General features: G+C 69.4%; 9 protein-coding genes. 3 read left to right on the top strand and 6 right to left on the bottom strand.

Features of this window, described 5'->3' with window-relative positions; all coding sequences use genetic code 11:
• Positions 1 to 43 precede the first annotated feature (43 nt).
• The 4 genes from U5798_RS01670 to U5798_RS01655 all read right to left on the bottom strand — a co-directional run bounded on the left by U5798_RS01670 (position 44) and on the right by U5798_RS01655 (position 9,335).
• Positions 44 to 2,305 (bottom strand): xanthine dehydrogenase family protein molybdopterin-binding subunit, encoded by a 2,262-nt coding sequence (locus U5798_RS01670; protein ID WP_322080962.1) that lies wholly within the window; start codon positions 2,303 to 2,305, stop codon positions 44 to 46.
• Positions 2,305 to 2,805, bottom strand: coding sequence for a (2Fe-2S)-binding protein (locus U5798_RS01665; RefSeq protein WP_124448220.1), 501 nt, complete (start codon positions 2,803 to 2,805; stop codon positions 2,305 to 2,307). The genes U5798_RS01670 and U5798_RS01665 overlap by 1 nt, the downstream gene beginning before the upstream one ends.
• Entirely contained in the window at positions 2,802 to 4,082 is a 1,281-nt protein-coding gene (locus U5798_RS01660) for a cytochrome c (protein ID WP_322080961.1), read from the bottom strand. Before U5798_RS01660 ends, U5798_RS01665 begins: the two co-directional genes overlap by 4 nt.
• 168 nt (positions 4,083 to 4,250) lie before the next feature.
• A complete protein-coding gene (locus tag U5798_RS01655) occupies positions 4,251 to 9,335 on the bottom strand; it encodes an AAA family ATPase (RefSeq protein WP_322080960.1) in 5,085 nt (1,694 codons plus the stop codon).
• Positions 9,336 to 9,715: 380 nt separating this feature from the next.
• Here U5798_RS01655 and U5798_RS01650 point away from each other — a divergent pair, with 380 nt between their 5' ends.
• The 3 genes from U5798_RS01650 (at position 9,716) to U5798_RS01640 (ending at position 12,400) form a co-directional block, all read left to right on the top strand.
• The gene (locus tag U5798_RS01650; protein WP_322080959.1) at positions 9,716 to 11,176 is read left to right on the top strand and encodes a winged helix-turn-helix domain-containing protein; all 1,461 of its coding nucleotides are present in this window, start codon (positions 9,716 to 9,718) and stop codon (positions 11,174 to 11,176) included.
• A gap of 103 nt (positions 11,177 to 11,279) precedes the next feature.
• Positions 11,280 to 11,651, top strand: a complete 372-nt coding sequence (locus tag U5798_RS01645; protein WP_322080958.1) for a response regulator transcription factor — start codon at positions 11,280 to 11,282, stop codon at positions 11,649 to 11,651.
• Between the two features lie 107 nt (positions 11,652 to 11,758).
• Positions 11,759 to 12,400: a response regulator transcription factor gene (locus U5798_RS01640; protein ID WP_221623671.1), complete on the top strand. Its 642-nt coding sequence runs from the start codon at positions 11,759 to 11,761 to the stop codon at positions 12,398 to 12,400.
• A 170-nt stretch (positions 12,401 to 12,570) separates the two neighbouring features.
• On the opposite strand, the gene U5798_RS01635 is transcribed toward U5798_RS01640, so the two are convergent.
• Complete coding sequence (locus U5798_RS01635; protein WP_322080957.1) at positions 12,571 to 13,995, bottom strand: efflux transporter outer membrane subunit; 1,425 nt, start codon at positions 13,993 to 13,995, stop codon at positions 12,571 to 12,573.
• Positions 13,992 to 15,020 carry an HlyD family secretion protein gene (locus tag U5798_RS01630; protein WP_124448207.1) on the bottom strand — a complete coding sequence of 343 codons (1,029 nt, stop codon included), beginning with the start codon at positions 15,018 to 15,020 and terminating at the stop codon, positions 13,992 to 13,994. Before U5798_RS01630 ends, U5798_RS01635 begins: the two co-directional genes overlap by 4 nt.
• Between the last annotated feature and the right edge of the window lie 11 nt (positions 15,021 to 15,031).

Below are 15,031 nucleotides of genomic sequence, written 5' to 3'. Positions count from 1 at the left end.
GCCGGTTCGTGCCGGCGCGATTTGTCGTGGTCGTGTCGTACCGCTATGCGTCGATGCGCTTCCTGAGCGTGTCGCCCGCAAACGGCATTTCGCGCAGGCGCTGGCCGGTCGCGTCGAAGATCGCGTTGGCGAGCGCACCGGCGGTCGGTCCCATCGACGCCTCGGCCGCACCGAGGAACGGCGCGCCGGGACGATTGACCAGATGCACTTTCACGGTTTGCGGCGCAGCGTCGAAGCGGAGAATCGGATAGCTGCTCCAGTCGAAGCTGCGGATGCGCTGCGTGTCGTATTTCAGCGCCTCGTACAGCGTCCAGCTCGCGGCCTGCACGATGCCGCCTTCGATCTGGTTGCGAATGCCGTCCGGCGACACGATCTGGCCCGCGTCGACGGCCGCTTCCGCATGTTCGAGCGTCACCTGGCCGGTTTCCGGAACGACCGACACCTCCACCGCGATCGCGACGTAGGCCATCAGGTTCTTGTATTTGCCGAAGGCGAAGCCGACGCCGCGGTTGCGTGCGCGCGGCGGTCGCGGCCAGCCGAATTTCGTCGCGACGAGCTTGATCACCTGGCTCGCGCGGTGATCCTGCATGTGACGCAGCCTGAATTCGACCGGGTCGATACCGGCGGCGTGCGCCAGTTCGTCCATGAAGCTTTCGATCGCCCAGACGTTGGTGTGCGCGCCGAGCGAGCGCATCGCCGACGTCTGCAGCGGCATCGTCGGCGAGAAGTTGTTGACGATGTGCATGTTCGGCAGTGCGTACAGCGGGATCGCGTTGCGATCGCCGCCGCCCTCGGGCTGCAACATCGGCGTCGACGGCGCGGGGACGAACGGCGGCTCGAGCATCCGCGCGGGCAGCAGCCGGCCGGCATTGACGATGCGCTCGTTGTGCGAGCTGCTCCACAGCGCGTAGTTCCAGTCGACGATGCGGCCGCTCGCGTCGAGCGATGCGCTGAGCTCGGTGACCATCGCCGGCGTGAAATGGTCCCACGTATGCTCCTGTTCGCGCATCCACTGGACGCGGATCGGCTTGCCGGGCATCGCGGCCGCGATCAGCGCCGCATGCGCGGCCGCGTCGTCCGCGCCGTTGTGTCCGTAGCAGCCGGAACCCTCGGTGTGAATGCAGCGGACGCTCGGCTTCGGCATCGACAGCATCTCGGCGAGCGCATCGCGCAGCGGGTACACGCCCTGCGAGTGGGTCCACACGGTCAGCGTGCCGTTCTCGAGATGCGCGACCGAGCAGGACGGCCCGATCGAGCCGTGCATCAGGTAGTTCTTCAGGAACGTGGCGCTCAGCGTCTTCGCGGCCGGCAGGGTTTGCGCATGCGTATTGGCGATCTCGATGCGCTGCGTCGCGATCCGCTTCAGGTCCTGATGCACCGTATCGCGATCGGGCAGCGTACGGCCGGGCGACCAGCGGCAGCCGGCGGACAGCGCGCGCTGCGCAACGACCGCCTGCCATTCGCCCTGCGCGACGACCGCGATCATGCTGCCGTTGCGCACGATCCGCACGACACCCGGCATCTTCAGGATCGCGGCTTCGTCGAACGACAGCAGTTTCGCGTCGTACACGGGCGGCATCACGACGCGCGCATGCAGCATGCCGGGCAGTTCCAGGTCCTGCACGTAGCTGACGCCGCCCGTGACCTTGTTCGGAATGTCGACGCGCGGCAGCGACGTGCCGATCACGGCGAACGTGGCCGGACTCTTCAACGGGGACGTCGGTGCCGCGTTGCGATGCAGGTCGACGGTCCGGACCGCGTCCCCGTAGCGCATCGTGCGGCCGTCCGGCGCCTTGATGACCGCGTCGGCGACGGTGAGCAGGCGCGGATCGACGCCGAACTGCTTCGCCGCGCCGTCGACCAGCAGCCCGCGCACCTGCGCGGCGGCGTTCAGCAACGCGGAGCCGCTGTCCGCCATCGTGTGGCTGCCGGCCGTCAGTCCCTCGTCCGGCGACGCGTGGGTGTCGGCGGTCAGGAACGTGATCAGCGAGGGCTTCATGTCCAGCTCCTCGGCGGCCACCTGCAGCAACGCGGTGCGCACGCCGGTGCCGAGCTCGACCTTGCCCGTGAACACGGTGACCTTGCCCTCGGGCGTGATCTTGATCCACGCGTCCAGCAGCGGATTGGTCTTCAGGCTGCCGGCCAGCGTCTCGGTGGCCTTGGCCACGTGGACGGCGGCGCCTTCGTCCGCGATCACGACCTCGGCGGCGGCGCGCGCGGCCGGTGCGAGGCTGAACGCGACGAACAGCGCGCCGGAAACCATGAAGTGCCGGCGGCCTTCGTCGATGTCGTCGGGTGGGTTCATCAGAGCCCCTTTCTGATCATGACCGGAGCGGCTGCCGGTTCCGGTTCCGGCAAGCCCGCGACCTGGCGCACGGCCGCCAGGATCCGCATGTGCGTGCCGCAGCGGCACAGATTCGGTTCCATGTGCGTGCGCAGTTCGCGTTCGGTGGGTTTCGGGTTGCGTTCGAGCAGCGCCTGCGCGCGCATGATCATGCCGGCGATGCAATAACCGCACTGCGCCGCCTGGTGATCGATGAACGCTTGCTGAAGCTTGCCCGGGTGCTCGGCGGTGCCGAGGCTCTCGAGGGTCCTGACGCGGCGCTCGCCGATCGCGGCGACCGGGATCAGGCACGAGAACATCGGCTTGTCGTCGACGATCACGGTGCACGCGCCGCATTGTCCGAGGCCGCAGCCGAACTTCGCGCCGTGCAGGTGCAGGTCGTTGCGCAGCGCATAAAGGAGCGGCGTGGACGGATCGATGTCGAGCGTGTGCCGCACGCCATTCACGGTGAGGGTGATCATCGCGCGCTGTCCTCCTTTCTGAGCTTCGCGGCCAGGGTGTCGATGCCGCTCCATGCGGGGCGATCGGAGTACGTTTCGCGGAGGTAGGCGGCGAGGTCCGCGATCTGCGCGTCGTCGTACTGGTCGAGATAGGACGGCATGTAGTTCAGCGTGTCCTCGCCATGCCAGCCGATCCCGTTGAACATCATCTGGATCGCGTTGCGCGGCGTGTCGGCGGCGACCGCGGTGCTGAACGCGAGCGTCGGACGCTCGCCGATCGACTGCATCGGCGCTGCCGGCCCGTGGCACTGCGCGCACGACGCCTGGAACAGCACCGCGCCGCGCCGGCCGGCAGGCGTCGTCGCTTCGCGTCCGGCGGCGGCCGTCGCGGGCCGTGGCGCGGCCGGCTTCTGGATCGACAGGAGATAGGCCGCGATGGCCTCGACATCCTCCACCGGCACCGTCGCGAGATCGCGCGTGACGGGGAGCATCGGCCCGGCGGCCGCGCCATGCTCGCTCGCGCGGCCGGTGCGCAGGTACGTGACCAGCTGCGCTTGCGTCCACGGGTGGACGGCGTTGCCGAGCGCGTTGAGCGGCGGTGCTTCCCAGCCGTCGACGATGCCGCCGTCGAACATCTTGCCGGCCTGTTCGCCGCCGATTGCATTCAGCGGCGAGTGGCAGGACGCACAGTGTCCGAGTCCGTCGACGAGCAGCTTGCCGCGATTCCATTGCGCGGATTGCGACGGGTCCGGCTGGTAGGCGCCCTCGCGCAGGAACAGCACGTTCCAGAACGCGACCAGCGGACGGAAGTTGAGCGGGAAGATCAGGTCGTTCGCGGGCGTCTTCGTCTGGACCGGTTCGCGGGTCATCAGGTACGCGTACGCGGCTGCGATGTCGTCGTCGGACATCCGCGTGAAGTGAATGTACGGAAAGGCCGGGTAGAGCGGATGGCCGTCGCGGGCGATGCCGCTGCGCAGCGCGCGCGCGAACGCGTCACGCGACCAGCGGCCGATGCCGGTGTCGGCATCCGGCGTGATGTTGGTCGCGTAGATCGTGCCGAACGGCGTCGCGAGCGGCAGCCCGCCGGCGAACGGCTTGCCGTCCTGTGCGGTGTGGCAGACGACGCAGTCGCCCAGTGCAACCACGCGTGCGCCGGCCTTGATCAGTTGCGGATCGAACGACGCACGGGCAGGCGGATCGATCGGCGCGATCGACGGTCGAACCATGATGCCGATCGCGACCGCCAGGCCGGCGATCGCGACGCCTGCCGCGCCGAACCAGAGTCGTTTGTGCTTCATGCGCGCTCCACGCGAACCGGTTTGGCCGGTATGGGGGCCCGCGTGCGAGCCGTGGCCTGCGCGCGAGTGGATGGAAGCAGTCTACGCGCGCGCCGGCGTCATTTCCTGAAGCTGCGCTGAAACGTTCTGAACGGGCGCACGGCCCGTTCCAGCGCGGGCGTTCATGCGTCAGCGTGTCGTCGACACCGGCAGCCGGAACGTCAGCACGGTGCCGTTCCCGTCGCGCGGCGCGGCGTCGAGCGTGCCGCCATGCGCTTCGACGATCGAGCGGCAGATCGCCAGGCCCATCCCCATGCCGTGCGATTTCGTCGTGAAGAACGGATCGAAGATCCGGTTCGCGATGTCGGCATCGATGCCGGCGCCGCGGTCGGCGACGGAGACGACTGCATGACCGTCGCCGACGTGCGAAGCGATCTCGAGCTCGCGCGACGTGGCCAGTCCGTCGGTCGCGTCGAGCGCGTTGGTGACCAGGTTCAGGATCACCTGCTGGAGCTGGGTGCGATCCGCCATCACGGCGATATCGCCGCATTGCAGGTCGACGCGTAGCGCGACCTGCTTCGCGTCGATTTCGGTCGCGGTGAGATGCAGCATGTCGCGAATCAGGTCGTCGATCGCGAGGGGGGCCAGCGCGGGCGGTGCCTGGCGTGCGAGCGATCGCAACGCGCGGACGATGTCGGCCGCACGCACGCCGGAGGCACGGATGTCTTCGAGGCTCGCGAGCGCTTCGCCGAGATCGGGTTGCGTGCCGCGCAGCCAGCGCATGCACGCGCCGACGCTCGACACGATGCTCGTCAGCGGCTGATTGATCTCGTGCGCGATCGACGCAGCCAGCTCGCCCATCACCGTCATGTGCGCGGTGCGTGCGAGCTCGGTCCGTGCATGCCGCAGCGCGGCCTCGGTCTCGAGCCGGCGCGCATTCTCGTCGATCAGTTCCGCATAGAGCCGGGCGGATTCGAGCGCATTGGCCGCTTGCGGCGCGAGCACTTCCAGCATCGCGATGCGTCGCGGCGAAAACACGCCGTTGGTCAATGCATTCTCGAGATACAGCATGCCGATCAGCGCACCCTGCTTCAACAACGGCAGGCAGAACAGCGAGCGCGTCGGGTGGGCGCGCAGGCTGTCGGCGTGGTCGGGCACGCCTTCGCGCTGTGCATTTGCGAGCACGACCTGCTTGCGGGTCCGGGCGACGGTATTCAGGATCGACAGCGGGACATCCTGCTCGGTGGGTTCGCTGCGGGCGATATCGACGATCACGTCGCTGCCGACGACGCGCGCGGTCGCCTCGATCGTCAACCGGTCGTGCCGGGCGAGCAGCAGCAGGCCGTAGCGAGCGCCGGCGTATTCGATCATGTTGCGCATCAGCGTCTGGATCAGGCGCTCCAGCACGATTTCTTCGGACAGCAGATGGGCCGCGCGCATCGCGAGCGCGAAATCGAGATCTTCGCGCGCGGGCATGGCCGTGCGGCCCGGCGACGGGTCCATCACGAGGAACGGATGCTGCACTTCCATCGCCTGCGCCTTGCCGGTCGCGCCCCAGCGCCGGTAGCACGCATGGGCGAACCGCAACTGGTGGCGTGCGGGGCCGGCGAGCCCGAGCGAGGTGGCGTGATGCGCGGCCAGTTCGTGCGCGAGCGCCTGTTCGTGCACGAAACCGTGTTCCGCCGCGAGGCTGGCTGAGGACTCGTACTGCTGCATCGCGACGACATGATCGCCGCGCACGCGCGCGAATTCGGCGTCGATCAGCGCGAGCTTGTTGCGGAACGTGGCCGGATTGTGCTCGCTCCACGCGGCGAAGCGGGCGCGTTGCGGCGCATGCCGTTCGAGCAGCCGCTCGGGCGGCGTGGCGCCGCGATCGCTCGCGATTCCGGCCAGCACGCCGAACAGGTGGAAGTCGGACAGCATGATGTGCGCGGGCGTCGACCACGCGCTCGATGCGGCGGCATCGAGCGACGCACGCGCCGCGTCCGCGTCGCCGTAGATGAAGGCCGCCTGCCCGGCGAGCACGTCGGTCCAGAACTGCAGGACCGTCATCGGCGTCTTCGTCGACGCACGGGCACGCCAGGTGCCGATCGGCAGGTGGTAACCGAGTTGCAGCGCGTCGACGAATTCGGACTGGGTGGACACGAGGTCGACGATGTCGTCGTATCGTGCGCCGCGCGCGATCTGCAGCAGCGGATCGATTTCGTCGCGGATCGCCGGCAGCGCTTCGCCCATCGAGAGCAGATCGCTGACGATGTGGTTGCAGCTGTAGCACATCCAGCGCAGCTCGGCGCTCGCATTGCCCGCCGCTTTCGCATCGCGCGCTCGGTCGAGTGCGTACGACAGCGGCTGGGTCCAGACGCTCACCTGGTCGAGCGCGATCAGCGTCGCCGAGCGGTAGCGCTCGAAGCCGTGGCGATCGACCAGCGCGAGCGCGACCTTCGCGAATTCGAAGCCGTCTTCAAACGCGTCGTGATGCTCGGCGATGCCGACGCCGTACCACGCGAGCCCCTGCACCGACGCGGCGGTGACGCCGTGGCGCAGGGTCAGCCGGACCATCGTCGCGAAATGCAGCAGCATCAGCCCGCCGCTCGGATAGAACATCGCGGCTTCGAGTGCAGTCAGCAGCGCCATCGTCGCTTCGACGCGCGTATCGGTCATCACCGGCAGGTCGACGAGGTCGCGGATGGCGCGGCCGTCGAGTGCTTCCCGCACGGCGTCGCAGGCCGCCGCGAGATCGGCCTCGGCCGGCTCGGCCGGCAGTTCCACGCCGAGCTGCGCCAGCCCGGCCAGCGCGACGTCGACGGCTTGCCGGTAGCACGATTCCACGGTGAGCTGCGCGGCCTTCAGCCGGTGTGCCTCGGCGCGATCGGCCGGCGTGCGCGTACGTGCCATGAGCTCGTCGATCGCGTCCGATGCCCGCGCGGTTTCGCCGATCGCGAGCAGCAGGCGGCTGCGCAGGATGCCGATCCGGCTCGCGAGGCCGTCGTGTTGCAACCATGCGTGCGGACCGAGCAGCGCTTGTGCGGACGCGAGAAACGACAATGCGCGCTCGCGCGCGGCGGCCGTAGCCGCCGCCTCCGCGGCCGCGACCAGCGCCTCCGTGAAAGCGAGCGCGAGCGAGTCGTCGAGCGGCGCGGCTTTCGCCTGCTCGATCTGGGCGGCGAGTTCCAGCAGCGATTCGGTCGACTGCGCGTGCGTGCGGCCGAGCATCGCGGCGGCGATCCGGGCGTGGCACTGCGCCCGCTCCGCGCGCCCGGCGAGCGCATGGACGGCCTCGACGACGCGGTCGTGAACGCAGCGCCAGCGGTTTTCCGAAAGCGACACGAAGCCCGCCTGGCGCACGGGGTCCAGCCAGAAGCGGAGTTCGGCAAACGTCTTGCCGGCGGCCGCGCACAACAGGGCGTCGTCGGCATCGGTGCCGATACAGGCCAGCAGCGACAGCAGCATTCTCGATTCGGCCGGCAGCCGCTGCATTCGGATCGCGAGCAGGCTCACGACGTTCTCGGTCAGGTGGCGCGCGTCGATGTCGGCCGAATGCCATTGCCACGTTTGCGTCGCCGGGTCGTAGCCGAGGAGCCGCTCGTCGATCAGCGTGCGCAGCAGTTGCTGGATGTAGAACGGATTGCCGCCCGTCCTGCGGTGAACGATGTCGCCGAGGCCGGACAGCCGGGCCGGCGCCTCCCCGAGCATGCCGGCCAGCATGTGCGTGACGTCGGGCATGTCGAGCGGCGCCAGCGTCAGCGCCGACAGGCGGGTGGGGTCGAGCTGTTGCAGGAAGCGGCGGAAGGCCGGCCGGTGGTCGTGTTGCGAGCCGCTTCGATAACCGGCGACGATGCAGAAGTTGGCCGGCGGGTCGACCGCGATCGACGCGAGAAACGCGAGGGTCGCGTCGTCTGCCCACTGAATGTCGTCCAGTGCCATGACGAGCGGTTCGGCCGGCGCCGCGAACGCACGGAAGGCATTCACGACGATCTGGCACAGATGAAATTCCGGAATCGTATCGCTAGGGTCGAACGCGACGGGCTCGACATCGAGCAGCCACGCAATCTCCGGGAAGATGCCGGACAGCGGGCCGGCCTGACGGCCCATGCAGTCGCGCAGCCGCGCGGCGATCGCCGCGATCTCGTCCTCGGGCCTGGCCAGCGCGCTGCCGAGCAGCGTGCGCAATGCCTGCAGCACGGGCGCGTAGGGCCGTGCGGGCTGGAACTGATCGACTTTCGCCGACGTGCACCAGGGCGGGCGCGATGCCGCTCGCGCATGGCGCATGAAGTCCTCCGCGAGCGCGGTCTTGCCGATGCCGGCCGGCCCGTCGATCAGCACGATGGCCGTCTCGCCGGTTCGCGACACGGCCGCCAGCACCGCCTCGAGCCGGCGGGATTCGGCTTCGCGGCCGACCAGCAGGTCCGGCGCGTGCAAACGGGCGAGCGGATCGTTGCCGCCGAGCGCGAACGGCTCGACGCGACCTGCCGCCAGCCAGTCGCGCAGGACACGTTCGAGATCGTGCTGCACCGTTTCGCAGGACGGGTAGCGATCGGCGGGCTCCTTGGCGATCAGTTTCAGGATCAGGTCGTTCAGGACGGCCGGCACGTCGTCGCGAAAGGTCGTGGCGGGCGCCGGCTGCATGGCGACGTGCGCGTGCATCCATTCGGACGTCGACGCCGCCTTGTAAGGCATCGCGCCCGTCAGCAGGCGGAACAGCGTGATGCCGAACGCGTACAGGTCGGAGCGTTCGTCGACCCATGAGCCTTCCGAGACTTCGGGCGCCGCGTAGGCAGCGAAATCGGCGCGCATCGTGCTCGCCGCGGCGTGTTCCGTCCGGCGGTCCCACGCATGGGCGAACGAGCGGAGCATGACCGTGCCGTCCGGTGCGATGACGAAACTGGCCGGTTGCAGATCGCCATGCAGCCAGCCGCGCCGGTGAAGCTCGCCGAGCGCGCGCACGGCCTGGATCGCCGCATCGAGCAAGACGTCGAGCGGCAGCCGCCCGTCCGCCAGCGCGTCGAACACGCGCACGTTCGGGCGGGGATAGACGAGCACCGGGCCATCCGCGGCGCGGATCAGCGCAACCGGCGTGAGCGCCCACGCCGGGTCCAGCGCTTCGTTCAATGCGTATTCGTGCTCGAACTGCCGGCAGCGCTGGTCGGATTCCCACCCGGTCTGGCACGCGGACCACACGCGCCCCGTTCCGGCGTCGGCCAGGTCGAACCGCAGCACGTCGCCCGAGCGGACGGCATTCGACAGGCGGGCGCGCGCCAGCCAGTCGGCATCCATTGGCTTCGTGTCGTCCGGGGTGCGCAAGGGTTGGTTCACTGTGGGGGCAGGCTGGGTGGAACAGGGCGTAACCGGCTCGTCATACGGAATCGGCCGGGCTGGATTGCGCAGGGTCGTGCGGCGGCCCGTGCATTGTCCACCAGCCGGACGAATTCCGCAGTACCTGCCTGCACACATCGTGTCCGACGGCCGGCCCGGCCGGTACCCGACTAAACCTATGGATAATGGCCGGCAGCGCCTGCTGCGCCATACGATAGGGTCAAGCCTCCCGGCACGCAGCGATGCGGGTCCGGCGGGCGAACCAGGGGGTGTCGCTTCGCGAGGCGGCGCAAGGTGCGGAGCAGCATAAGCGAGTGCGGATCATGTACACGTTCGGGCGAGTGACGGTTTCCCTTGAATGCCGCGAAGTTCGCGTCGATGGGCAGCCCCGGTATATCGGCGCCCGGGCATTCGAGATTCTCGAGCTGCTGGTGAAGGCGGCCGGCAGGCTCGTGTCGAAGGACGAGATCATGCAGGCGGTGTGGCCGAACACGATCGTGGTCGAGAACAACATCCAGGTGCATATCTCGGCGCTGCGCAAGCTGTTCGGCAGCAAGCACGGGTGGATACGGACCGAATCGGGTCGCGGCTATCGGCTCGCGCCGCCGGTCGACCTGGCGCATGTCGACCGTCAGCCGGACGGGATCGAGCCGGCACGCGGCGTCCGCCTGGGTACCGCACCGCGTAAATGTCCGCTGATCGGCCGCGAGCAGGAAGCAGCCGAGCTGCACGCGCTGCTCGAGCACGAGGCGCTCGTCACGCTGGTCGGTCCCGGCGGCGTCGGCAAGACGCATCTCGCGCTGGAGGTCGCCACGGCCTGGTCGGCGATGCGCGGCATCGAGATGGCCCGGATCGATCTCGCCGGCTGGCAGGGCGGCGCGACGCTGGAGTCCGCGGTGCTGGACGCGCTCGATCTGCCGGGCGGCCCGCACGCCGGCCCGGCCGATGTCGTGCGCGCGATCGCCGGGCGGCGCGTGACGCTGGTGCTCGATAACGCCGAGCAGCATGTCGACGAACTGGCGGACCTCTGCGAAGCGATCGCGGACGCGAATGCCGGCGCGATACTTGTCGTGACCAGCCGCGAACCGCTGCGTGTCGCCGGCGAGCGCGTCTATCGCGTCGGGCCGCTGCCCGTGCCGCTGGCCGGCGCAGGCGACGACGAGATCGTCGCGTGCGGCGCCGTCCGCATGTTTCTGGCACGGGCTCGCGCGATGGGCACCGACATTCCCGCGGATGCGAATACGCTGGACGCGATCGCGTCCATCTGCCGCCGCCTGAGCGGCCTGCCGCTCGCGCTCGAACTCGGCGCGGCCCGCGTCGCGTTGCTCGGGATCCAGGGGCTGGCAGCCGATCTCGACAAGTCCGTGCTGTCGTTGTCCGGCGGTCTGCGTACGGCGCATCCGCGCCAGCAGACCCTCAGGGCCACCATCGAGTGGAGCTATCGGTTGCTCGACGATGCGGAGCGCACCGTGCTGTGCCGCCTCGCGGCGTTTCCGGATGCATTCCGGCTGGACGCGGCGTGCGCGCTGGCGGCCTGCGACGAACTGGGCGCCACCCGCGTGCTCGACTGCCTGGTCGGCCTTGCATCGAAATCGCTGCTGGTCGTCCATTCGGTCGGACTCTCGAAGCGTTATTCGCTGCTCGAGGTCGTGCGCGCGTTCGCGCTCGAGAAGCTGATGGAGTCGGGCGAAGCCGGCCGCGTCCATGCGCGGTGTGCGTCCGTCGTCGGCGAGGAACGCGCTGCCGCGCCGCCGCCGGCAGCGCCCGTGCAACCGCTGCTGGCGGCAGGGGCATACGCATGACATCCGGGACGGGCGGGCGTGGCGCGCGGCGGTAACGCCTGTCGGCGCGGCGCACGCGGCGTCGCGCTGTGCCGGATTGGCAAAATTTTCAGGTTCCCATTCAATGGCGATTGTTTGCATCATCGATGACGATGCGTCGGTCCGTAAGAGTCTTGCCAGCCTGCTGAAATCGGCTGGCCATACCGCATTGCCGTTCGAGTCGGGCGAGGCATTCCTCGCGGCCGGCCTGCTGGACGGCGTGGCTTGCGTGCTGGTCGATCTGAAGCTGAAGGGGATGAGCGGTTTCGACGTCCAGCGCCTGCTGGTCGAGCGCAAGGTGACGCTTCCGGTCATCTTCATGTCCGCGCACGGCGACGACGAGTCGGTCCGTCGCGCGCTTGCGCAAGGCGCGTTCGCGTTCCTGCGCAAGCCGTTTCCATCGGACGACGTGCTCAACCTGATCGAGCAGGCCGCATCCGGCGCGCCGCCGGCGTGAGCGGCGGCCCGTCGGCCGGCCGCGCCGCGTCCGGTGCGGCGGTTCCGGTCGGCCCGTTCTTCGTTTATCATTCGATAATGAAGCGGATGCCTTACACGGGGAATGCAATGGCGAGCACGCCGGACATGACGTCGATCGTCTATGTGGTCGACGACGACGAAACGCTGCGGCGCGCGTTGAGTTCGCTGTTGCGTTCGGCGGGATGGCGCGTCGAGACGTTCGCGTCGTCGCAGGCGTTTCTCGCATTCGAGCGGCCCGCCGTGCCGAGCTGCCTGATCCTCGACGTGCGCCTTGCCGACGAGAGCGGGCTGGCGCTTCAGGAGGAAGTGGTGCGGGCGGGCCTGAACGTGCCGATCCTGTTCATGACGGGTTACGGCGACGTAGCCACGACGGTCAAGGCGATGAAGGGCGGCGCGCTCGACTTCCTGACGAAGCCGTTCGACGACGAAACGATGCTCGATGCCGTCGGCCGCGCACTGGCCCGCGACGGCGAGCGCCTCGCGCGCGATCGTGCGCTGGACGCGGTGCGCGGCGCCTATGCCTCGTTGACGCCACGCGAGCGCGAAGTGATGAGCCAGGTGGTCGCGGGCCTGATGAACAAGCAGATCGCAGCGAATCTCGGCCTGCAGGAAATCACGGTGAAGGTGCATCGGGCCCAGGTCATGAAGAAGATGCAGGTCCGCACGCTGCCGGATCTCGTGCGGCAAGCCGAAGCGCTGGGCGTGGGCCCGGCCGGCGCACGCGACTGAGCGGGCGCGCCGGATCGTTCGACGCAACGGTGCAGGCTTCGACGGGGCCGGGCGTGACGATCGTCTTCCGGCAACCGTCTTGAGTATTCCGAACGTTTTCGCGCGATCCGCGACAGGTCTTGCTTCGGCGGATGCGGCGCGATCGATTCACGCGGCGCGTCGACGTTCTTTCAGAACCGCGCTTCGCGATTCGCGACCTTCGCCGGTTCCGCAGCAGGCGGCGTCCACCCGCCGCCCAGCGCACGCACGAGATTGACCGTTGCGATGGCGAGTGCCTGCCGGCTATGGATCAGCTGGCGTTGCGCAGCCAGCGCGTCGCGGTCCGCGTCGATGACCTCGAGATAGCTGACGTAGCCGTGCCCGTAGCGGCTCAGCGACAACCGCGCCGCTGCTTCGGTGGCGCGTGCCGCGCTGTCGTAGCGCACGATCCGCTCTTTCTGCGCGGCGATGTCGTTGAGCGCGTCCTGAACTTCGCGCAGCGCACCCAGCGCGGTCGCGCGATAGTTCGCGTCGGCGAGCGTCGCGCCGGCCGTCGCGGCGGCCACCGCGGCGTTGCGCTTGCCGCCGTCGAATACCGTTTCGGCCACGCTCGCGCCGAGGCCCCACAGCGAACTGTTGCGGTCGAGAAACGAGCCGAGATCGCGGCTGGCGAACCCGCCCTGGGCGGTCAGCGTCAAGGTCGGAAGCCAAGCGGTGCGGGCGACGCCGATTTCGAGCGACGCCGCGTCGACGCGGCGCGCCGCTGCATGGACGTCCGGCCGTTGCGCGAGCAGCACGGACGGCAGGCCGGGCGGCACCTCCGGCACGCGGATGACGGAGGCCGTCGGCGCGACCGTGAATGCGGTCGGCGAGACACCGGTCAGCACGGCGAGCGCGTCGACGAGGTTTTCGCGCAGCCGCCGGCTGTCCGCGAGATCGGCACGCGCCGTATCGAGATCGGCCGCCGCACGCAGCGCGTCGAGGTCGCTTGCCGCGCCGGCCCGCACGCGCGCGGCGATCACGTCGAGCGCGGTGCGTCGCAGCTCGATCGCGCGGGCGAGCGTCGCGAGATCCTGCTCGACGAAATGGAGCGTCAGGTAGTCGCTCGCGACATCGGTCGCGACGCGCAGGCGAACGGCCGCACGATCCGCGTCTGCCTGCAGCACGTTCTGCCTGCCGATCTCCGCATCGCCGCGCAGGCGTCCCCACAGATCGACTTCATAGCCGGCATTGAACGGCACCGACCAGTTGTGCATCGTGCGTTTCGGCAACGCGTTGTCGACCGTGCCGGATACGCGCGAGCGGCTGAACGACGGATCGACGCCGACGGTGGGCGCGAGTGCGGCTTCGCGCACACCGAGCAGCGCCTGCGCCTGGTCGACGCGCGCCGCGGCGGCGCGGATGTCGTGGTTGCCGGCGAGTGCGGCATCGACGAGCGCGACGAGCGGCGGATCGCCGAACGATGCGGGCCATTCGGCAAGCGACGGGGCCGGTTCGCCGCGCGCATCCGCATGGCGGAACCGGTCGGATCCGACCGCGACGGGGGCGAGCGGCTGCGGCGCGATCGTGCACGCGCTCAGCAGGCCGGCAGCGAGCAGGGCGGCGATGCGGGTCATGGCTGCGTGCGGCCGCGTTGCAGCGAGACGATGACCGACAGGCCGGGCCGAATGCGCGGTTCGGTCGAGGCCGGGCCGTCCAGCAGGATCTTGACGGGCACCCGCTGCGTGACCTTCGTGAAATTGCCGGTCGCGTTGTCGGGCGGCAGCAGTGCAAATTGCCCGCCCGTCGCGGGCGACAGGCTGTCGACGTGTCCGCTGTAGGTCCGGTCCGGCAGCGCGTCGAAGCGCAGTTGCACGACGTCGCCGGTGCGGACGTGCCGGAGCTGGGTTTCGCGGAAGTTCGCCACCACCCACGGGTGCGGTTCGACGACCGTGAGCAGCGCCTGACCGGGCGCGACGTGCTCGCCGGTCTCGACGGTCTTCTTGCCGACGGCGCCGTCCGACGGCGCCACGACGGTCGTGTACTGGCGCTGGAGCTCCGCATCGCGCAACTCGGCGTCGTTCTGGTTCGACACGGCATCGGCAGCCTGCCGCGCGGCCTGCGCGCTGCGCTGCTGCGCTTCGGCCGCCTCGATGCGCGCGCGGGCGGACTTGCGTGCCGCGTTGGCGGCATCGAATTCCTGCTGCGACAGCCCGCGCGGCGTTTCGCGGGTCAGCTCGCGTGCCCGTGCGTAGTCGAGCTCGGCCTTTTCGGCGTCCGCGTGCGCCGACACGAGCGCTGCGTCGGCCTGTTCGACCAGCGCCTTCGCGCGGCTCGCATCGGAGTGCGCCTGTGCAACGCGGGCTCGCTGCAGCGCGACGCGCACGTCGAAATCGCGCGGGTCGAGCTGCACGAGCGGGTCGCCCGCGTGCACGAACTGGTTGTCGTTCACCAGCACGCGCTCGACCGTGCCGGCCACGCGCGGCGAGATCACGTGCAGGTGGCCCGTCACGTACGCGTCGTCGGTGCCGCGGTCATGCGCGTCGAATTCGTAGACCAGCAGCGCGACGAGCGACAGCGCGCATCCGGCGATCAGTACGACTGGCCACCTGCGCGACCGTGCGGCGGCAGTGGGCGGCGTGTCCGGCGAGTTCGGGGTCACGATCGGGATAC

It is taken from the genome of Burkholderia sp. BCC1972 (genome assembly GCF_905339605.1).
GTDB lineage: Bacteria > Pseudomonadota > Gammaproteobacteria > Burkholderiales > Burkholderiaceae > Burkholderia.
This window is presented reverse-complemented; position numbering and strand designations above follow the sequence as displayed.

Excerpts from the sequence above, each read along its gene's own strand:
- U5798_RS01645 (WP_322080958.1), top strand. The coding sequence starts at position 11,280 with ATGGCGATTGTTTGCATCATCGATGACGATGCGTCGGTCCGTAAGAGT.
- U5798_RS01665 (WP_124448220.1), bottom strand. The coding sequence starts at position 2,805 with ATGATCACCCTCACCGTGAATGGCGTGCGGCACACGCTCGACATCGAT.
- U5798_RS01655 (WP_322080960.1), bottom strand. The coding sequence starts at position 9,335 with ATGGATGCCGACTGGCTGGCGCGCGCCCGCCTGTCGAATGCCGTCCGC.
- U5798_RS01670 (WP_322080962.1), bottom strand. The coding sequence starts at position 2,305 with ATGAACCCACCCGACGACATCGACGAAGGCCGCCGGCACTTCATGGTT.
- U5798_RS01660 (WP_322080961.1), bottom strand. The coding sequence starts at position 4,082 with ATGAAGCACAAACGACTCTGGTTCGGCGCGGCAGGCGTCGCGATCGCC.
- U5798_RS01640 (WP_221623671.1), top strand. The coding sequence starts at position 11,759 with ATGGCGAGCACGCCGGACATGACGTCGATCGTCTATGTGGTCGACGAC.
- U5798_RS01635 (WP_322080957.1), bottom strand. The coding sequence starts at position 13,995 with ATGACCCGCATCGCCGCCCTGCTCGCTGCCGGCCTGCTGAGCGCGTGC.